Below are 16,226 nucleotides of genomic sequence, written 5' to 3'. Positions count from 1 at the left end.
TTAAATTGTTTTTCTCGACAGGAATTGTCCTTTGGCATCGCTAAACAACTATTCTCCAGCCTATCCACTCGTCGCGGCGCAGCCCGGCATCTGGATCGCTGACAGCATTGCGCAGCAGCGCAATCAATTTACCGTGGCGCACTACAGCGTGCTGCACGGCGACATCAATCGCGCGGCGCTGGACAGCGCCATTCAGCAGGCAATGGCGGAAGCCGATACCGTGCAGGCGCGCTTCGGCCTGGATGAGCAGGGCAATCCGGCGCAGTGGTTTGGTGCACAAGCGCCGGTCGCGCCGGAATGGCACGATTTCAGCCAGCGCGGCGATGCCAGCAGCCAGGCGCACAAACTGATGCAGGCAGATCTCGCTGCCGATCTGCCCGCCGACGGCGACAAACCGCTCTATCGTCACGCGCTGATGCGCATCGGCGACGGCAGCTGGCTGTGGTATCAGCGCTATCACCATTTGCTGGTGGATGGCTTCAGCTTTGAAGCGACGACTCAACGCGTCGCAGCGATCTACGCCGCCCTTTGCGCCGGCGAAGCGCCCGCGCCCTCGCCGTTTACCCCGTTCACCACGGTGATTGAAGAGATTCAGCAGTGGCAGGATTCGCCGGCTTTTGCCCGCTCCGCCAGCCACTGGCAAAATTACGCAGCGGATTTGCCGGAAACCCTGACGCTTGCCAGTGAAAACGTCAGCGATCCCGGCGATCGCCCGATCAGCTGTCAGGTAACGCTGCCGCAACTGACCACGCTGCGTCAGCAGCATCCACTCGCCGACAGCAGCGAAGGCGATATCGTCAGCGCGCTGTTGGTGGCCTATCTGGCACGCTTCAGCAACAGCCAACGTTTGTCGATTGGCTTCCCGTTTATGCGCCGCATGGGTTCGGCGGCAATTTCTACCCTCGGCCCGGTGGTCAACGTGTTGCCGCTGATTTTCAGCGTCAGCGATGAGATGACCTTGCCGATGCTGGTGCAGCAGGTGCAAGGCGAAATCCGCAAAGCGCGCCGTCATCAGCGTTATGAAGCTGAACAGCTGCGCCGCGATCTAGGTCTGGTCGGCAGCAGCCAGGCGCTGTATGGCCCGGTGATTAACGTCAAGGTTTACCACGACGATCTGCAGTTCGATGGCCATGCAGCTCCAACGCACACGCTGGCGATGGGCCCGGTCGACGATCTCGAGTTTGAAGTCGGCTTCCGCGCTGGCGCATTGCAGCTGACGCTGGTGGCAAACCCGCGCCGCTATGAGGCAAAAACGCTACAACGTCACGCCGAGCGCATTAGCCACGTGCTCACGCAATTTGCGGCGGATGCCAACACGCAAATCGGCGCGCTGTCACTGCTGGCGCCCCAGGAACTGATCGATCTGCGACGCTGGTCGACCGGGCCAACCATCGTGCCGCCCGTCAATACCCACACCATCGTCGATATCCTGCTGCAAGCCGCTGAGCAATACGGCGAGCAAACTGCGGTGGTGTGCGGCGCGCGCAGCCTGAGCTATCGCCAGTTAGCCGATCGCGCGATGCAACTGGCGCATCTGCTGATTGCGCGCGGTTTACAAGCAGACGACGTGGTGGCGATTGGCATTCCGCGCTCGGTGGATTCGCTGGTAGCGATGTTCGGCGTGCTGGCGAGCGGCGCGGCCTATATGCCGCTCGATCTCGACTATCCGCGCGAACGCCTGGCGCTGATGTGCGATGACGCGCTGCCGAAGCTGCTGCTGACGCACTCCAGTACGCTGGCGCACATGCCGGAGCTGCCAAATCTGCTGATTGATCAGATTGCGTTGAGCACCCTTTCCACCGCACGACCCGATACCCAACTGTGCGGCGACGATCTGGCCTACATGATCTACACCTCAGGATCGACCGGCCGCCCGAAAGGCGTGATGAGCACTCATCAAGGTTTGCTCAATCTGTTCCTGTCGCACCGCGAGCATCTGTTTGGCCCGGCGATTGCGCGCTTCAGCGCCAGCAGCCCGCGCCGCATGCGCGCTGGTCACACCGCTTCCTTCTCGTTCGATTCCTCATGGGAACCGCTGTTCTGTATGCTGATGGGCTGCGAGCTGAATATCTTCGACGAAGAGCTGCGCCGCGATGCGTGGGGCCTGATTCAGCAGATGAACGCAGTGCCGGTCGATTTGCTGGATATCACGCCGTCATTCTTCTCGCAGATGATCGACAGCGGCCTGCTGGAAGCCGACAACCATCGTCCCTCCTTTGTGATGATTGGCGGTGAAGCGGCCACGCCAACGCTGTGGAAGCTGATGCAGCAACAGCAGCAGATGGAGATCCACAACTATTACGGCCCATCGGAATACACCATCGATACGCTCGGGGCCAGCGTTATGGCGTCACCGCAGCCGGTGATTGGTCGTCCGGTGGGCAACAGCGAAGTCTATCTGCTGGATAACCAACTGCGTCAGGTGCCGATTGGTTCTGCTGGCGAGCTGTATATCGCCGGAACCGGCATCGCGCGCGGTTATCTGCGTCGTCCCGATCTCACCAGCGGACGCTTTGTCGCTAACCCCTTCCGCGACGGCGATGTGATGTACCGCAGCGGCGACCTGATGCGCTGGCGTCAGGATGGACAGCTGGCGTTTATTGGCCGTACCGATCACCAGATTAAAGTGCGCGGCTTCCGCGTTGAACTCGGCGAGGTTGAAAACGCGCTTGTGGCGCTGCCGGAAGTCAGCACCGCCGTGGTGATCGCCGAAGTGATGGGCGCCACGCATCGCCTGATTGGTTACTGCTCGGTGCAGGATGACGCGCTGCGCGCCGATGCCGATCTCAACGCCCGTTTGCTGGCGCAACTGGCCACGCAGCTGCCGGATTACATGGTGCCTGCGGTGCTGATGGTGCTGGACGAATTGCCGCTCAACGTTAACGGCAAGATTGATCGTCAGGCGTTGCCAAAGCCGCAACAGGCGCAGCAAAGTCAAAGTCGCGCCGCCAGCACGCCGCAGGAGCAGCTGATTTGCCACGCGATTGCCAGTCTGCTGGGGCTGGAGAGCGTTGGCGCGGAAGATGATTTCTTCGCGCTCGGCGGCGACAGCATCTCAGCAATGGGGCTCAGCACCGCCGCCCGTCGCGCTGGCTATCTGTTGCGTCCACGCGAAATCTTTGCCGAACGTACCGCCGCCCGCATGGCGCGGGGTTTGCAGCCGCTGGCGCAGCACAACACCGGCGCGCGCGTGGCGCAACAGGGCGCGATTGGCGGCTTGCCGATTCTGCACTGGTTCAACGCCCAGGCGGGCATCAATGCGCGCTTTGCTCACGGCGTGCTGCTGTCGGTGCCGCCGCAGTTGCAGCTCGTTCAGTTGGAACAACTGATCGATCAGCTGGCGCAGGCGCATCCGGCGCTCAACGCCTTTACGCGCGGCGATCAGCTGATTGTCGGCGAAGCGCTGACGACGCGCCCTGCCCGCGTGCGTGCGCTGGAGGTGCAGGACCGCGACCGCGCAGCGGAACGGGCGTTTAGCGAAGATGCTGAGGCGCTCGACCCGACTAAAGGCGCGCTGCTGCACGCCACGCTGCTGCAGCAAGATGGCGCCAGCTGTGGGCTGGTGCTGACGCTGCATCACCTGATTGTCGATGGCGTCTCGTGGCGCGTATTGCTGGAAGAATTGCAACAGGCTGGGGACGCGCTGCTCAATAACACGCCGCTGGTGATCCCTGCCGAGGAAACCTCACTGCACGACTGGTCTGCCGCGCTGCTGGCGAACCTTGCGGCGCGCGCCAGCGAGTTACCGTTCTGGCAACAGATGCTGGCGGAACCGCTGCCGCTTGTCGGTCAACGGGCGATTCAGTCCGGCGATCGCCAACAGCATCAACGCACGCTGCTGGATGCATCAACCACGCACGCGCTGCTCAACACGTTGCCGCAGCACTATCGCGCCACCAGCGAAGAGCTGCTGCTGACCTTGTTGACCCTCGCTCTGCGCCAGCTCAACGGCAGCGCACAGCAGCGCGTCACGCTGGAATCGCATGGACGTGCCGAACTGCATGCGCAGCAGGATCTGGCGCGCACCGTCGGCTGGCTGACGTCCGAATTCCCGCTGCTGCTGCCGTTGCCAGAAAATCCACATGCGCCGCTCAATGAGTGCGTACGCGCGGTGAAAGCGGTACTGCGTGCGGTGCCGGATCGCGGTATTGGCTACGGGCAGCTGCGCTGGCTCGATGCGCATCGCGGCGTGACGCTGGAAAAATTGGCAGCGCAACATGCGCCGCAGGTGCTGTTTAACTACCTCGGGCGCTTTACACCGCGCAGCGGTGACTGGACGCCACAGCGCACCGCGCAACAGTTCCGTGACACTTTCGCGGTATTACAGGATGACGCGCTGCCGCTGCAGCACGCGCTGGAACTCAACGTCTTCGTTGAGGAGCAGCCACATGCGGCGCAGCTGGCGCTGAACTGGAGCTGGGCGGACGGCGTGCTCAACGCCGAAGCGATTGCCGATTTACATCGGGCAATGGCGGCTGCCGCGCAGGCGCTGATCGCGCTGGCCCAACAGCAACCGCAGCACGCCGCCCACACGCTGGTGGCCGCCGAGGTGGCGCTGGAAGGCGTCGATGACGCGCTGCTGCAACAGCTGCATGCGCGTCACGGTGCGTTTAGCCATGCGCTGCCGCTGTTGCAGCTGCAGAAAGGTTTGCTGTTCCACGCGCAAACCACCGCGCAGCAAGGCAGCTATAACTCGTTAACCCGCCTGACGCTGAGCGGCGATATCAGCCCCGCAGCGGTACAAACCGCGCTCGACGCGGTGTTGCAGCGTCATCCGCAGCTGGCGGCGCGCTTCGACGCCGAACTCAGCCTGCAACCGCTGCAGCTGATACCGGAAGGCGAATTGCACTGGCCGCTGACGCTGCTTCAGTTGGGCGAGGAAGAGAACATTCAGGCGTTGGAACATCAGGCGCTGGCGCAGGATCTGTTTAGCCAGCCAATCATGCTGCACGCCACGCTGATCGCCCATCGCGATGGCGCACGCTGGACGCTGCTGCTCAACGCGCATCACTTGGTGGTGGATGGTTGGTCAACGCCGGTGATCCTCAACGATCTGCTCAGCGCGCTGCGCCAGCAGATCTTGCCCGCGCACAGCAGCAGCTACGCCGACATCGTGCGTCAGCTCAGCCAGCGCGACAGCCATGAAGCGCGTCAGCAGTGGCAAGCTTGCCTGAAAGACGTGCGTCCGACGCTGCTCTATCCGCAGGCCGCCGACAGTGCGGTTAAGGAAAAGCGCATTACGCTGGATGCCACGCTGGAGCGGGAACTCTATGCGCTATGCCGGGCGCGCGGCTTAACCCTGAACACCGTGATGCAGGGATTGTGGGGCTTGCTGCTGTCGGTCGCCAGCGGCCAGCAAGACGTGGTGTTTGGTGCGCCGGTTTCTGGCCGTTTTGGTCAGATTGACGGCATCGATCAACACGTTGGCCTGTTCAGCAACACGCTGCCGGTGCGCGTGCGCTTCGATCATCAGCGTCCGTTACTGGCGCAGCTCGCCGATCATCAGGCGCAGCAAATCCAGCTGATTGAGCAGGATTGCCTCGGCCTCGCCGAGATTCAGCAATGTGTCGGCGCCGGTACGCTGTTCGATACCTTGCTGGTGGTGGAGAACTATCCGGACAACCAAACGCTGCTGGATGCCAACGCCACCGTGCGCTGCGAAGCGATCCATAATCGCGGTTACACGCACTATCCGCTGACGCTGCTGGTGCTGCCGGGCGAACAGCTGACGCTGCTGATAGAGTATCGCGACTGCGTTAGCGAGCCGGAACGTCTGGCCGAGCGGCTGTTATTGCTGTTGCAACAGCTGGTCAGCACGCCGGATCTGCCGCTGACGCAGTGGAAGTTGCAAACGCTGGCCGAGCAATCGCTGCTCGCCTGGGTGAATAACACCGGCGTGCAGCTGGAGAATGAAACCCTGCAACAGGCGATTGCCCAGCAGGCGGCGCGCACGCCGGACGCGCTGGCGCTAATGGATGTCGATCATCGTCTGAGCTACGGCGAAATGCAGCGTCAGGCCGCGCTGCTGGCGGATCGTCTGATTGAAGCGGGCGTGATGCCGGGCGATATCGTCGCCGTGGCGCTGCCGCGCTCGGTGCGTCTCAGCATTGCGCTCACTGCCATTCTGCAGGCGGGCGCGGCCTATTTGCCGCTGGATATCGGTTATCCCGATGAACGTCTGGCTTATATGGTGGAAGATGCGCGGCCGTGGGTGCTGATCACCGAATCCGCGCTGGAAACCCGCTTTGCCACGTTTGGCACGCTGATGATGTTTGATGGTTTAGCCGGTGAACACATTCAGCCGCGCCATCCTTTGCCGCAGGCGGATGCCAATCGCCCGGCTTACGTGCTTTACACCTCGGGCTCGACCGGTAAACCAAAAGGCGTGGTGGTGAATCAGCGCGCCATCGTCAATCGCCTGCGCTGGATGCAGGCCAGCTACCCGCTGCGCGCCGACGATGTAGTGTTGCAGAAGACGCCGTGCAGCTTTGATGTTTCGGTGTGGGAGTTTTTCTGGCCGCTGATGACCGGTGCGCAGCTGATGATGGCGCCGCCGGAAGCGCACCGCGATCCGCAGGCGCTGTGGCAGCTGATCGACGATTATCGCGTGACCACCCTGCACTTCGTGCCCTCGATGTTAGCGGCCTTTGTCGGCCATCTCGCCGCGCAAACCGATCGGGCTTGCCCAACGCTGCGCCGCGTATTCTGCAGCGGTGAAGCGCTGGCGTGCGACCTGGCGCGCAGCTATCAGGAGATGATCGCCGCGCCGCTGCACAATCTGTATGGCCCAACCGAAGCCGCCGTCGATGTCACCTGGCAACCGGCCAGCGGCAGCGCGCTGGAAGGCCTTAACGGGCCGGGCGTGCCGATTGGTCGTCCGGTGTGGAACACGCAGCTGCATATTCTCGATAGCCTGCTGCGACCGGTACCGGTTGGCGTGCCGGGCGATCTCTATCTCAGCGGCGTGCAGTTGGCCGATGGCTATTTGCATCGCGCTGATCTTACGTCACAGCGCTTTGTCGCCGCGCCGTTTGCCGAAGGCGAGCGCATGTATCGCACCGGCGATATCGCCAGCTGGCGCGCCGACGGCGCGGTGGAGTATCTCGGCCGCAGCGACGATCAGCTAAAAATGCGTGGACAACGTATCGAGCCGGGCGAAATCGAACAGGCGCTAGTGGCGCTGCCGGGCGTGGCGCAGGCGGTGGTGGCGGCGCGCGCGCTGACGCAGCACGCCACGCCGGGCGTCGATAACCGTCAGCTGCTCGGCTGGCTGGTGGCCGAAACGGGCGTGGCGCTGGATATCGACGCGGTGAAGCAGCAGCTCGGCGAACGTCTGCCGGCGCATATGCAGCCGGTCAGCTATCTGCTGCTCGACCATCTGCCGCTCAGCGCCAACGGCAAGCTGGATCGTAAAGCGCTGCCGGTGCCGCAGCTCAGCGCGCGCAGCGGCCGCCTGCCGCACAGCGCCAACGAGCGTTTGCTGGCGGATCTGTTCCAGCAGCTGCTTGGTTGCGACAGCGTGTTTGCCGATGACGACTTCTTCGCGCTCGGTGGGCATTCGCTGCTGGCGATGCGTCTGGCGGCGGAACTGCGTCGTCGTGAGGTGCCGCCGCTCAGCGTCGGGCAGATCATCGCCGCGCGCAGCGTGGATAAGCTGGCGGCGCTGCTTGACGGCGGTGCCAACAGTGAAAGCGGTGGCAACGGCGAACTGCTGCCGCTGCGCGCCGGTCACGGCCCGACGCTGTTCTGCATCCATCCGGCATCCGGCTTCGCCTGGCAGTACAGCGCCCTGCTGCACTATCTCGACGGCGACTTCCCGATTGTCGGCCTGCAATCGCCGCGGCCAAACGGCGTGATTGCTGCCTGTCACAGCGTGGAGGCGATGTGCGAACGCCATCTGCAGGCGATTCGCCAGCAGCAGCCGAGCGGTCCGTATTTCCTGCTCGGCTATTCACTCGGCGGCACGCTGGCGCAAGGCATTGCGTCACGTTTGCAGGCGCAGGGTGAAACGGTGGCATTCCTCGGCCTGCTGGATACCTATCCGGCAGAAGGTCAGGACTGGCGCACGCCGGATGCCGATGAAGCGGAACAGGAAGTGGCGCGTGAGCAAGCCGAGTTTATAGCTGCGACCGAAGATGAGCGCGATCCGCTACTGCGTGAAGAGAAGGCGGCGATGTTTAGCACCATCGTCGCGAACTACAAAGACGCCGTCGCACGCCTGGCTGAAGCGCGAACGCCGCGCTATGCCGGCCACGCCACGCTGTTTATGGCCGAGAAAACGCTGCCGCCGGAGATGGATGTGCGCGCCAGTTGGGCACCGTTCGTTGATGAATTGACGATCTTCCCGCTGGATTGCGAACACGCCGATATTCTTTCAGCAGATTCGTTGCAGGTGCTGGGACCGTTGATAAACCGTTTGTTAGCTCGGCGTTAATTAAGGCACATACCGTAGCGGCGCGATTCATCGCGTTTTGACAAAAAACGCGCAATAAGTTGCGCCGCTACGGGTGATGCAAATGTGATTCACCGTTGGAGATTTATGGCTAAGCCCTCGATATTCCTAGATTTCAGTTTGCTTAAAAACAATGCATCGTTCCGCGCGATATTCTGCGCGCGCATGCTCTCGGTATTCGCCCTTGGCATGCTGGCGGTTGGCGTGCCGGTGCAAATTCAGGCGATGACCGGCTCCACGTTGCAGGTTGGCGTGGCGGTAATGCTCGATGGCATCGGCATGTTCGTCGGCCTGCTGCTCGGCGGCGTGCTGGCCGATCGCTACGATCGCCGCAAACTAATCCTGTTCGCGCGCGGCACCTGCGGCATCGGCTTTGTGCTGCTCAGCCTCAACGCCTTCAGCCCAGCACCTTCGTTGCTGGCGCTCTACTTCCTCGCCTTCTGGGATGGCTTCTTTGGCGCGCTCGGCATGACTGCGCTAATGGCAGTGATCCCGCTAATCGTCGGACGTGAACATCTGGCGGAAGCCGGTGCGCTCAGTATGCTAACGGTGCGCCTCGGCGCGATTTTGTCGCCCGCGCTCGGCGGCATGATCATCGTTGCGGCGGGTGTCGGGTGGGCGTTTGCGGTCGCCGCGATTGGTACGCTAGCAACGCTGATTCCGCTGGTGCGTTTACCGTCGATGAAGCCCGAACAACAGGAGCCGGAGCATCCGCTGCGCGCGCTGGCGAGCGGCATGCAGTTTGTCTGCCAGCATAAAGTGGTGGGCGCGGTGGTGCTGGTTGGCTTGCTGCTCAGCATGGTTGGCGCGGTGCGTATTCTGTTCCCGGCGCTGGCGATCACCTATCACGCCGATGCATCCGCATTAGGATTGATGTACTCGGCGGTGCCGCTGGGTGCGATGATCGGTGCCTTTACCAGCGGCTGGGTGCGGCAGTTAACGCGCCCGGGATGGGTGCTGATGGGTTGTGCGCTACTGGCATTTGCCTGTATCGCCTCACTCGGTCTTTACAGTCATCTGATGCCCGCGCTGCTGGCGCTGGTGTGTTACGGCTACAGCAACGCCATCGCCTCGCTATTGCAGTTTATGCTGACGCAGCACCACACGCCGGATGCGCTGCTGGGACGCGTCAACAGCCTCGGCACCGCGCAGGATGTGACCGGCGATTCGGTCGGTGCATTGGGTTTAGGCGCGCTGGCACGTGTGCTGGCACCGTTGAGCAGCGTGCTGTGGTTTGGCGGATTGGCGGCGGGATTGCTGGTGCTGTTGTCGCTGGCGGCGCGCGGCCTGCGCTCGGCGCGTATCAGTGAACAACCGGACGCGCCGCAGCCCGCCACCGCAGAGGCTTAACGGGTAAACTGCCGCTCGATGCTGCTGAGCATATTGCTGGCGCTGTAGTAATCGAGACGAAAAGTATCGTTACCTACGGCAAAGATGTCGTGCTGCTGTACCGCCGGCAGATGGGCGAGGAATGGATTCTTCGCCACCTGCGGCACGGTTTTCTCATCAGCGGCGAACAGCAATAGCGTGTTGCCGGTGATGCCATCGGCCATGTTTTCGCCATTCAGCTGAATAATGTCATTGCGCTTACCCATGCTGGTGCTGCCCTGAAAACTGGCAGGCGGCGCGGCCAGCGTAAAGCCCAAATCCTGTAATAGCGCGCCCTGCGCCGATGCTGGCGTCCACAAGTTCATTCCGCGTCCATCTTCGTAATAGACCAGCGCAGAGGTCGGCTGCGGCGGCAGCGTAATCTTGTGACGCACTGCTTCGACTCGTTGGTCGAATGCTGCGATCACCTTATTGGCATCAGCTTCATGGCCGGTAATCTCGCCCAGCTGCAGGGTCAATGCCTGCCAGCTCTTATCGCCATAGTCGATCACTAACACCGGCGCGATGGTTTGCAGCTGATCGTAGAGGCGCAGCGCCGAATCGCCGCCGGTGGCGGCAATCACGATCAAATCCGGCGCTTCGGCGGCAATCGCTTCGGCATTCGGCTGTGAAATATAGAGCGGTTTAACCTGACGCGCTTTGGCCACCGCGCTCCATTGCGTAAAAAAGCCCTGCGCATCCGATACGCTGCTATTGCGACTGGTGGCGCCGGAGCCAACCAGCGGCGCGTTAATTGCCAGCAAAGTGCCACTCAGCGTAACGCTGGTCGAGACAATGCGCTGCGGCGGCTGTTGCAGCGTGAAGGGGCCTTTCGGTGTGGCGATAGTGCGCGGCCAGGTTGCGTTGGCGTGAACATGGGTGCAGATGAAAAACAGGCTAAGCAGCAGAGAAAGAGCGGGGAAACGCATCAGGTTGTCCATCACTTGATAATTGAGAATAAATATCATTATCAAAAATAAGTGCGGGTGCAAGGGAAATTGTAAACGGATGCCCTCACCCTAACCCTCTCCCGCAGGCGGGAGAGGGAATAATTAGGTGGAGAGAATGGTTAGGTGGGCGCGGCCGGCTCCTTCTCCTGCGCGCGGGAGAAGGCTGGGGTGAGGGGCAAATCGCACCAACCTACAACGAATAACGCGCCATCGGCGCTACAGCCTTAATCACACCATTACCCTTCATATACTCACCAAACGCCTGATAGCGCGCCTGATCAAACGCCGCGCTGTGCGCGGCGAAATATGGCAACGTGGCCTGCCACGCCTGGTGATTGAGCGGCGTATTCAGCTCGGGATATTTTTCGATAAACGCCTGCCACGCTTCCTGCGGATGCGCGCGTAGCCACGCCACGCCGGCATCCAGGCCACGTAAAAACGCCGGAATGCGTTTGTCCTGCGCGGCAGTTTTCTGGTTTGCCAGGATGATCAACTCATCATAAGCAGGCACGCCGTAATCTTCCGGCTTGAACACCGTGGGCTGCGCGCCTTTGTCTTTCAGATCCAGCAGCTCATAGTTGCGGAAAATGGTCATCGCGCCATCAATCTTGTGCGTCAGCAACGCGGAGGTGCCATCCATATTCAGGTTGATGAGCTTCACCGAGTCGGCATCAACGCCCTGCGAAGTCAGCATATTGCGGATCGCCACATCTTCGGTGCCCGGCACCGCGTAGCCGATGGTTTTGCCAGCGAAATCCTTCAGCGAGTGAATATCGTCTGACACCGTGGTCAGCGTATTCAGCGGCTGATTAATCAACGTGCCGACGCGGATCACTGGCACCTCTTTATCCACCAGCGTGTAGAGCTGCGGCTGGTAGCTTACGGCGAGATCGACTTTGCCCGCCGCCAGCAGCAGCGGCACGGACGCGGAATCGGCGGGCGCGATCATCTCCACATCCAGCCCCTCTTTCTTAAACGCGCCGCTGTGCTGGGCAGCAAAAATCGCCGCGTGATTGGGGTTGATAAACCAGTCAAGCAGCAGGCGAACTTTCTCCGCCGCCTGCACGTTAGCGGTCGCCAGCAGCAGCAACGCGGTCAATGCCATTCGTAGGGTTTTCACGGTATTTCCTTATGTAGATTGCCAGAGGATTTTCTTGCGCATCAACGCCACGCTGCCCGAAAGCAGCAGCGCCAGAATCAGTAACAGCAGCAGCGCCGCGAAGCTGGTGGCGGTTTCCAGTCGCGCGTTGGATTGCATCATCAGATAGCCGAGCCCTTCGCTGGCGCCGACCCATTCGCCAATCACCACGCCAATCGGGGCCAACACCACCGCCATCTGCAGGCCGGAGAAAAACTGCGGTAACGCGGCGGGCCAGCGCACGCGCCAGAAGATGCAGAAACGCGATGAAGTGGAGGTTTGCGCCAGCTCCAGCCAGCCGACCGGCGTACGGCACAGCCCATCAAACAGTGACAAGCACAGCGGGAAGAACAGGATCAAAGCCGCTACCACCACTTTTGAGGCGATGCCAAAGCCGAGCCACAGCACCAGCAGCGGCGCGAGGGCAAACACCGGGATTGCCTGGCTGGCGGTGACCAGCGGAAACAGCACGCGACGCAGCAGCGAACTGGCGGCCATCAGCACCGCCAGCGTCACGCCCGCGCCGACGCCCAACAGCAGCGCCAGCACAATTTCCGCCAGCGTATAGAGCGCGTGATGCCACAGCAGTTGACGATGCAGCCACAGCGCCTCCAGCACCGCCTGTGGCGCGGGCAGCAGGAAACTCGGCACGCCGCTGTGACGCGCCAGCAGCCAGCCGCACAGCAGCACCACGATCAGGTAGATCGCGCTAAACACTGTTTTCATGGGTATTCAGTCGGGAGAAGAGTTGCGCCTGCGCCTGCAGGACGTCGGGATGATCAAACGGACGCGGCGCGTCACCGCCAGCAACCGGCCAGCTTTCGATAGCCAGCGGCTGGCCTTGCAGCAGCAGAATGTCATCGGCCATGCGGCACGCTTCCAGCGGATCGTGCGTCACCAGCAGCACAGTTTTGCCCCGCAGTAATCGGGCGGTCAGCGTTTGCAAACTGAGTTTGGTCATCACATCCAGCGTGGCGAAGGGTTCATCCATCAGCACCACGTCGCGCTGCGCATAAAGCGTGCGTGCCAGCGCCACGCGTTGCCGCATGCCGCCGGAGAGTTGATGCGGGGGTGCATGCGTAACGTCGCTGAGTTTTACCTGCTCGAGCAGCGCCAGCGCACGCGGGCGATCCGGCTTGTCGCCGCTGAGCCGCGCCGACAGCATCACGTTGTCGAGCACCGTCAGCCACGGATACAGCAGATCCTGCTGGCCCATCCACGCCACGTTGCCGCTCAAGCCCTGCACCGCGCCCTGCTGCGGCTGGAGTAAACCGGCCACCAACCGCAGCAACGTACTTTTGCCGATGCCGCTGCGTCCCAGCATTACCGTGGTTTTGCCACCGCGCAGGTGCAGATTCAGCCGCTGACATAGCGGTTTATCGCCCCAGCTAAAGCTCACATCGTTGAAGAGAATGTCGTGATTCATGGGCGATTGGCCGCCAGAATCGCCAGCTGATGAAATCCGCGCTGCGCCAGGGCGCTGGCGGCTTGCGCGGCACGGATGCCGCTGGCGCACACCAGCACGATGCGCTGCTGGGCGGGCGGCTGCCACGCGGCGATCGCCTGCGGCAAGATGCGCTCAACGCCATCCGCCACGCTGACCGGCGCTTCTTCACAGCTGCGCAGTTCGACAATACAGTCATCGGCGGCCAGCATTTGCAGGTCGATAAACGGCACCGCATATTCCGGCTCTTCAGCATCATCAAAGCGGAACTGGCGGAAGTGCCAGTTCACAAAATCGCAGTTCACCAGACAACCGAGCGGTGAAGGCTGTAATTCCAGCAGTACGCTGAGCGCCATCTGCGCCTGCATCGCGCCGAGCGTTGCCACCGCCGGGCCCATCACGCCTGCGGTGTTGCAGTTCGCGGCCGATGACGGCAAGCGCGGGAACAGCGCGCGATAGCTCGGCGCGCCGCCACAGAATCCGCCGACGTAACCTTGCCGCCCCAGCACCGAGGCGCTGATCAGCGGCATGCCCGCCTGCATGCAAGCATCGGAAAGTTGGTAGGTGACGGCAAAGTTATCGGCGGCGTCGATCACCAGATCGCATCCCGCCAGCGCCTGCTGCAGATTGCTGGCGCTCAGCGACTGCTGCAGCGCCTCGATTTGCACCTGCGGATTGCGCTGCTGCAAGGCGTGCTGCGCGCGCAGCACTTTGGGCTGGTCGATATCCTGCTGCGTAAACAGCGTTTGCCGATGCAGGTTATGCAGCGCCACCACATCGTCGTCATACAGCCGAATATGGCCGACGCCCGCGCCCACCAGCTGCGGCAGGAGCGTGGCGCCTAGTCCGCCCGCGCCCGCCACCAGCACGCGCGCGTTAAGTAGCTTTTGCTGCCCGGCTTCGCCGATTTCCGCCAGCATCATCTGGCGTTGATAACGTTGCATAGTTGCCGTCCTTAACTCAGATTTGCCAGGCCGAAGATCGGCGTGGACGCGGCTGCCATATCGCGCTTCTCCATCAGTCCGGCAGCGCGCGCGGCTTGTCCGGCTTCAATCGCCAGCCGGAAAGCGTTGGCCATGCCGATTGGATCGCCGGCTTTGGCGACGGCGGTGTTGAGCAAAATGCCATCGAAGCCCATTTCCATCGCCTGCGCCGCCTGCGACGGCGCGCCAATGCCCGCATCAATGATCAGCGGGATGTCGCTGAACCACGCACGCATGGCGCGCAGGCCGTCGATGTTACGCAAACCCTGGCCGGAACCAATCGGCGCGCCCCACGGCATCAACAGTTCGCAGCCCGCCGCCAGCAGCTTTTCGCCGACGATCAGATCTTCGGTGGTGTACGGAAATACCTGAAAACCCTCTGCGCTGAGGATGCGCGCGGCTTCCACCAGTGCGAAAGGATCGGGTTGCAGCGTGTCGGCATGACCAATCACTTCCAGTTTGATCCACGCGGTGTTGAACAGTTCGCGCGCCATGTGCGCGGTGGTGACGGCCTCTTTTACCGTGTGACAACCGGCGGTATTCGGTAACACGCGGATATTGAGGCTGGTCAGCAGTTCGCGGAATGCCGCGCCTGCCGCGCCTTCGCGCCGCAAACTGACGGTGATGATGTCGGTGCCAGCGGCGGCAATCGCCTGCTGCAAAATAGCGGGTGAAGGATAGCCAGCGGTGCCGAGCAGGAAGCGTGATTGCGGTTCAAAATCGTAAAACATCGCTTAACCTCCCTGCATCGGTGACAGCACTTCAAGCTGGCAACCTTCATCCAGCCGCTGCGTGTCGTACTGACTTTTTGGCACAAACGCACCGTTATAGGCGGTGGCGACGCAGGCCACATCAATTTGCTGCTCGATCAGCAATTCGCTCAGGCTTGTTGCCTGCGTGTTGATGAGGCGGCCGTTAAGCTGAATATTCATAGTTGAGCTCCCCAGAAATGCGTTGCATCAGCTGCTCTGCCAGCATTGGCGCCAGTAGAAAACCGTGGCGATACATGCCGTTGAGATAAAAGGTGTGATTGTGATAGTGGATTTCCGGCAGATTCGCCGGATAAGCCGGACGCAGCCCGCTGCCGCTCTCAATCACGCGCGCTTCGGCTAATGCGGGATGGATGGCATAGGCGGCGCTGAGTAACTCCATCATGGCGCGCGCGCTGATGGCGCTGGCATCGTCGCTCTCAATCATGGTGGCGCCGAGCATAAAATGGCCGCCGCGACGCGGCACCAGATAGCAGGGAAAACGCGGATGCAGCAGACGAATCGGGCGGGAAAACTGCACTTCATCGCTGTGCAAAATCAGCATCTCGCCGCGCACCGCGCGCAGGCGCGGCAGTTGCGGCGCAGCGTGGATGCCGCGACAATCGATAATTTGGCCGCTCGGCGCGTGATTGCTGAATGACACGCCGCGCGCGATCAGCGCGTCACGCATCTCCTGCAACGCCAGACGCGGATCGAGATGCGCTTCACCGGCGAAAAACAGACCGCGCGTAAAGCGCCCTTCCAGCGCCGGTTCAATGTTGGCGGGATCGACCCATTGATGCTGCTCGGTCATGCGGGCGAAACGGTTGAGTTCCTGGCTATCGCGCGGCGGCGCAACCACCAACGTGCCCTGATGCTCGACGCTGCTGACGCGCTGTTGCCACCACGCGGCGGCGTGTTGCCCAAGAGTGATAACATCGCGCGGCGCGCTCTCGGCTTCACACCAGGGCGCCAGCATGCCGCCAGCAAACCACGATGCCGGGCGGCGCGCGTCATCGCCCATCACCTCAACGTCTTCACCGCGTTCCGCTAGTAAAGTGGCTACGCATAGGCCCGCCACGCCGCAGCCAAGCACGCTCCAGCGGCTCACAGCGCCGGTTCCAGGATGTTCAAACAGGGGG

Annotated in this window: 10 protein-coding genes; 2 read left to right on the top strand and 8 right to left on the bottom strand. The window is 62.0% G+C overall.

All coding sequences use genetic code 11. The features are described from left to right. Positions 1-31: 31 nt before the first annotated feature. Both ACYAC5_RS20830 and entS read left to right on the top strand, forming a co-directional pair. Positions 32-8,434 (top strand): amino acid adenylation domain-containing protein, encoded by an 8,403-nt coding sequence (locus ACYAC5_RS20830; RefSeq protein ID WP_462063332.1) that lies wholly within the window; start codon positions 32-34, stop codon positions 8,432-8,434. Between the two features lie 105 nt (positions 8,435-8,539). Beyond that, positions 8,540-9,802 carry an enterobactin transporter EntS gene (gene entS / locus ACYAC5_RS20825; protein ID WP_192413238.1) on the top strand — a complete coding sequence of 421 codons (1,263 nt, stop codon included), beginning with the start codon at positions 8,540-8,542 and terminating at the stop codon, positions 9,800-9,802. Here the strand turns inward: entS and fepB are convergent. The 8 genes from fepB to ACYAC5_RS20785 all read right to left on the bottom strand — a co-directional run bounded on the left by fepB (position 9,799) and on the right by ACYAC5_RS20785 (position 16,195). Further along, complete coding sequence (fepB, locus tag ACYAC5_RS20820; protein WP_192413240.1) at positions 9,799-10,749, bottom strand: Fe2+-enterobactin ABC transporter substrate-binding protein; 951 nt, start codon at positions 10,747-10,749, stop codon at positions 9,799-9,801. The genes entS and fepB overlap by 4 nt on opposite strands. A 211-nt stretch (positions 10,750-10,960) precedes the next feature. Next, positions 10,961-11,890: an ABC transporter substrate-binding protein gene (locus ACYAC5_RS20815; protein WP_192413242.1), complete on the bottom strand. Its 930-nt coding sequence runs from the start codon at positions 11,888-11,890 to the stop codon at positions 10,961-10,963. A 9-nt stretch (positions 11,891-11,899) separates the two neighbouring features. Beyond that, positions 11,900-12,634, bottom strand: a complete 735-nt coding sequence (locus ACYAC5_RS20810) for an ABC transporter permease (protein ID WP_309837347.1) — start codon at positions 12,632-12,634, stop codon at positions 11,900-11,902. Then, complete coding sequence (locus tag ACYAC5_RS20805) at positions 12,618-13,334, bottom strand: ABC transporter ATP-binding protein (protein WP_309837345.1); 717 nt, start codon at positions 13,332-13,334, stop codon at positions 12,618-12,620. Before ACYAC5_RS20805 ends, ACYAC5_RS20810 begins: the two co-directional genes overlap by 17 nt. Further along, the gene (locus ACYAC5_RS20800; RefSeq protein ID WP_309837343.1) at positions 13,331-14,296 is read right to left on the bottom strand and encodes a HesA/MoeB/ThiF family protein; all 966 of its coding nucleotides are present in this window, start codon (positions 14,294-14,296) and stop codon (positions 13,331-13,333) included. The genes ACYAC5_RS20805 and ACYAC5_RS20800 overlap by 4 nt, the downstream gene beginning before the upstream one ends. Before the next feature lie 11 nt (positions 14,297-14,307). Next, positions 14,308-15,066, bottom strand: coding sequence for a thiazole synthase (locus ACYAC5_RS20795; RefSeq protein ID WP_192413250.1), 759 nt, complete (start codon positions 15,064-15,066; stop codon positions 14,308-14,310). 3 nt (positions 15,067-15,069) lie between these two features. Beyond that, the gene (thiS, locus tag ACYAC5_RS20790; protein WP_101761748.1) at positions 15,070-15,267 is read right to left on the bottom strand and encodes a sulfur carrier protein ThiS; all 198 of its coding nucleotides are present in this window, start codon (positions 15,265-15,267) and stop codon (positions 15,070-15,072) included. Beyond that, positions 15,251-16,195, bottom strand: coding sequence for an FAD-dependent oxidoreductase (locus ACYAC5_RS20785; RefSeq protein ID WP_309837338.1), 945 nt, complete (start codon positions 16,193-16,195; stop codon positions 15,251-15,253). The genes thiS and ACYAC5_RS20785 overlap by 17 nt, the downstream gene beginning before the upstream one ends. Positions 16,196-16,226: the final 31 nt, after the last annotated feature.

Source organism: Pantoea sp. y20 (genome assembly GCF_054903455.1).
The sequence above is the reverse complement of the archived record's forward strand: the minus strand, read 5'-3'. Positions and strand labels throughout refer to the sequence as shown.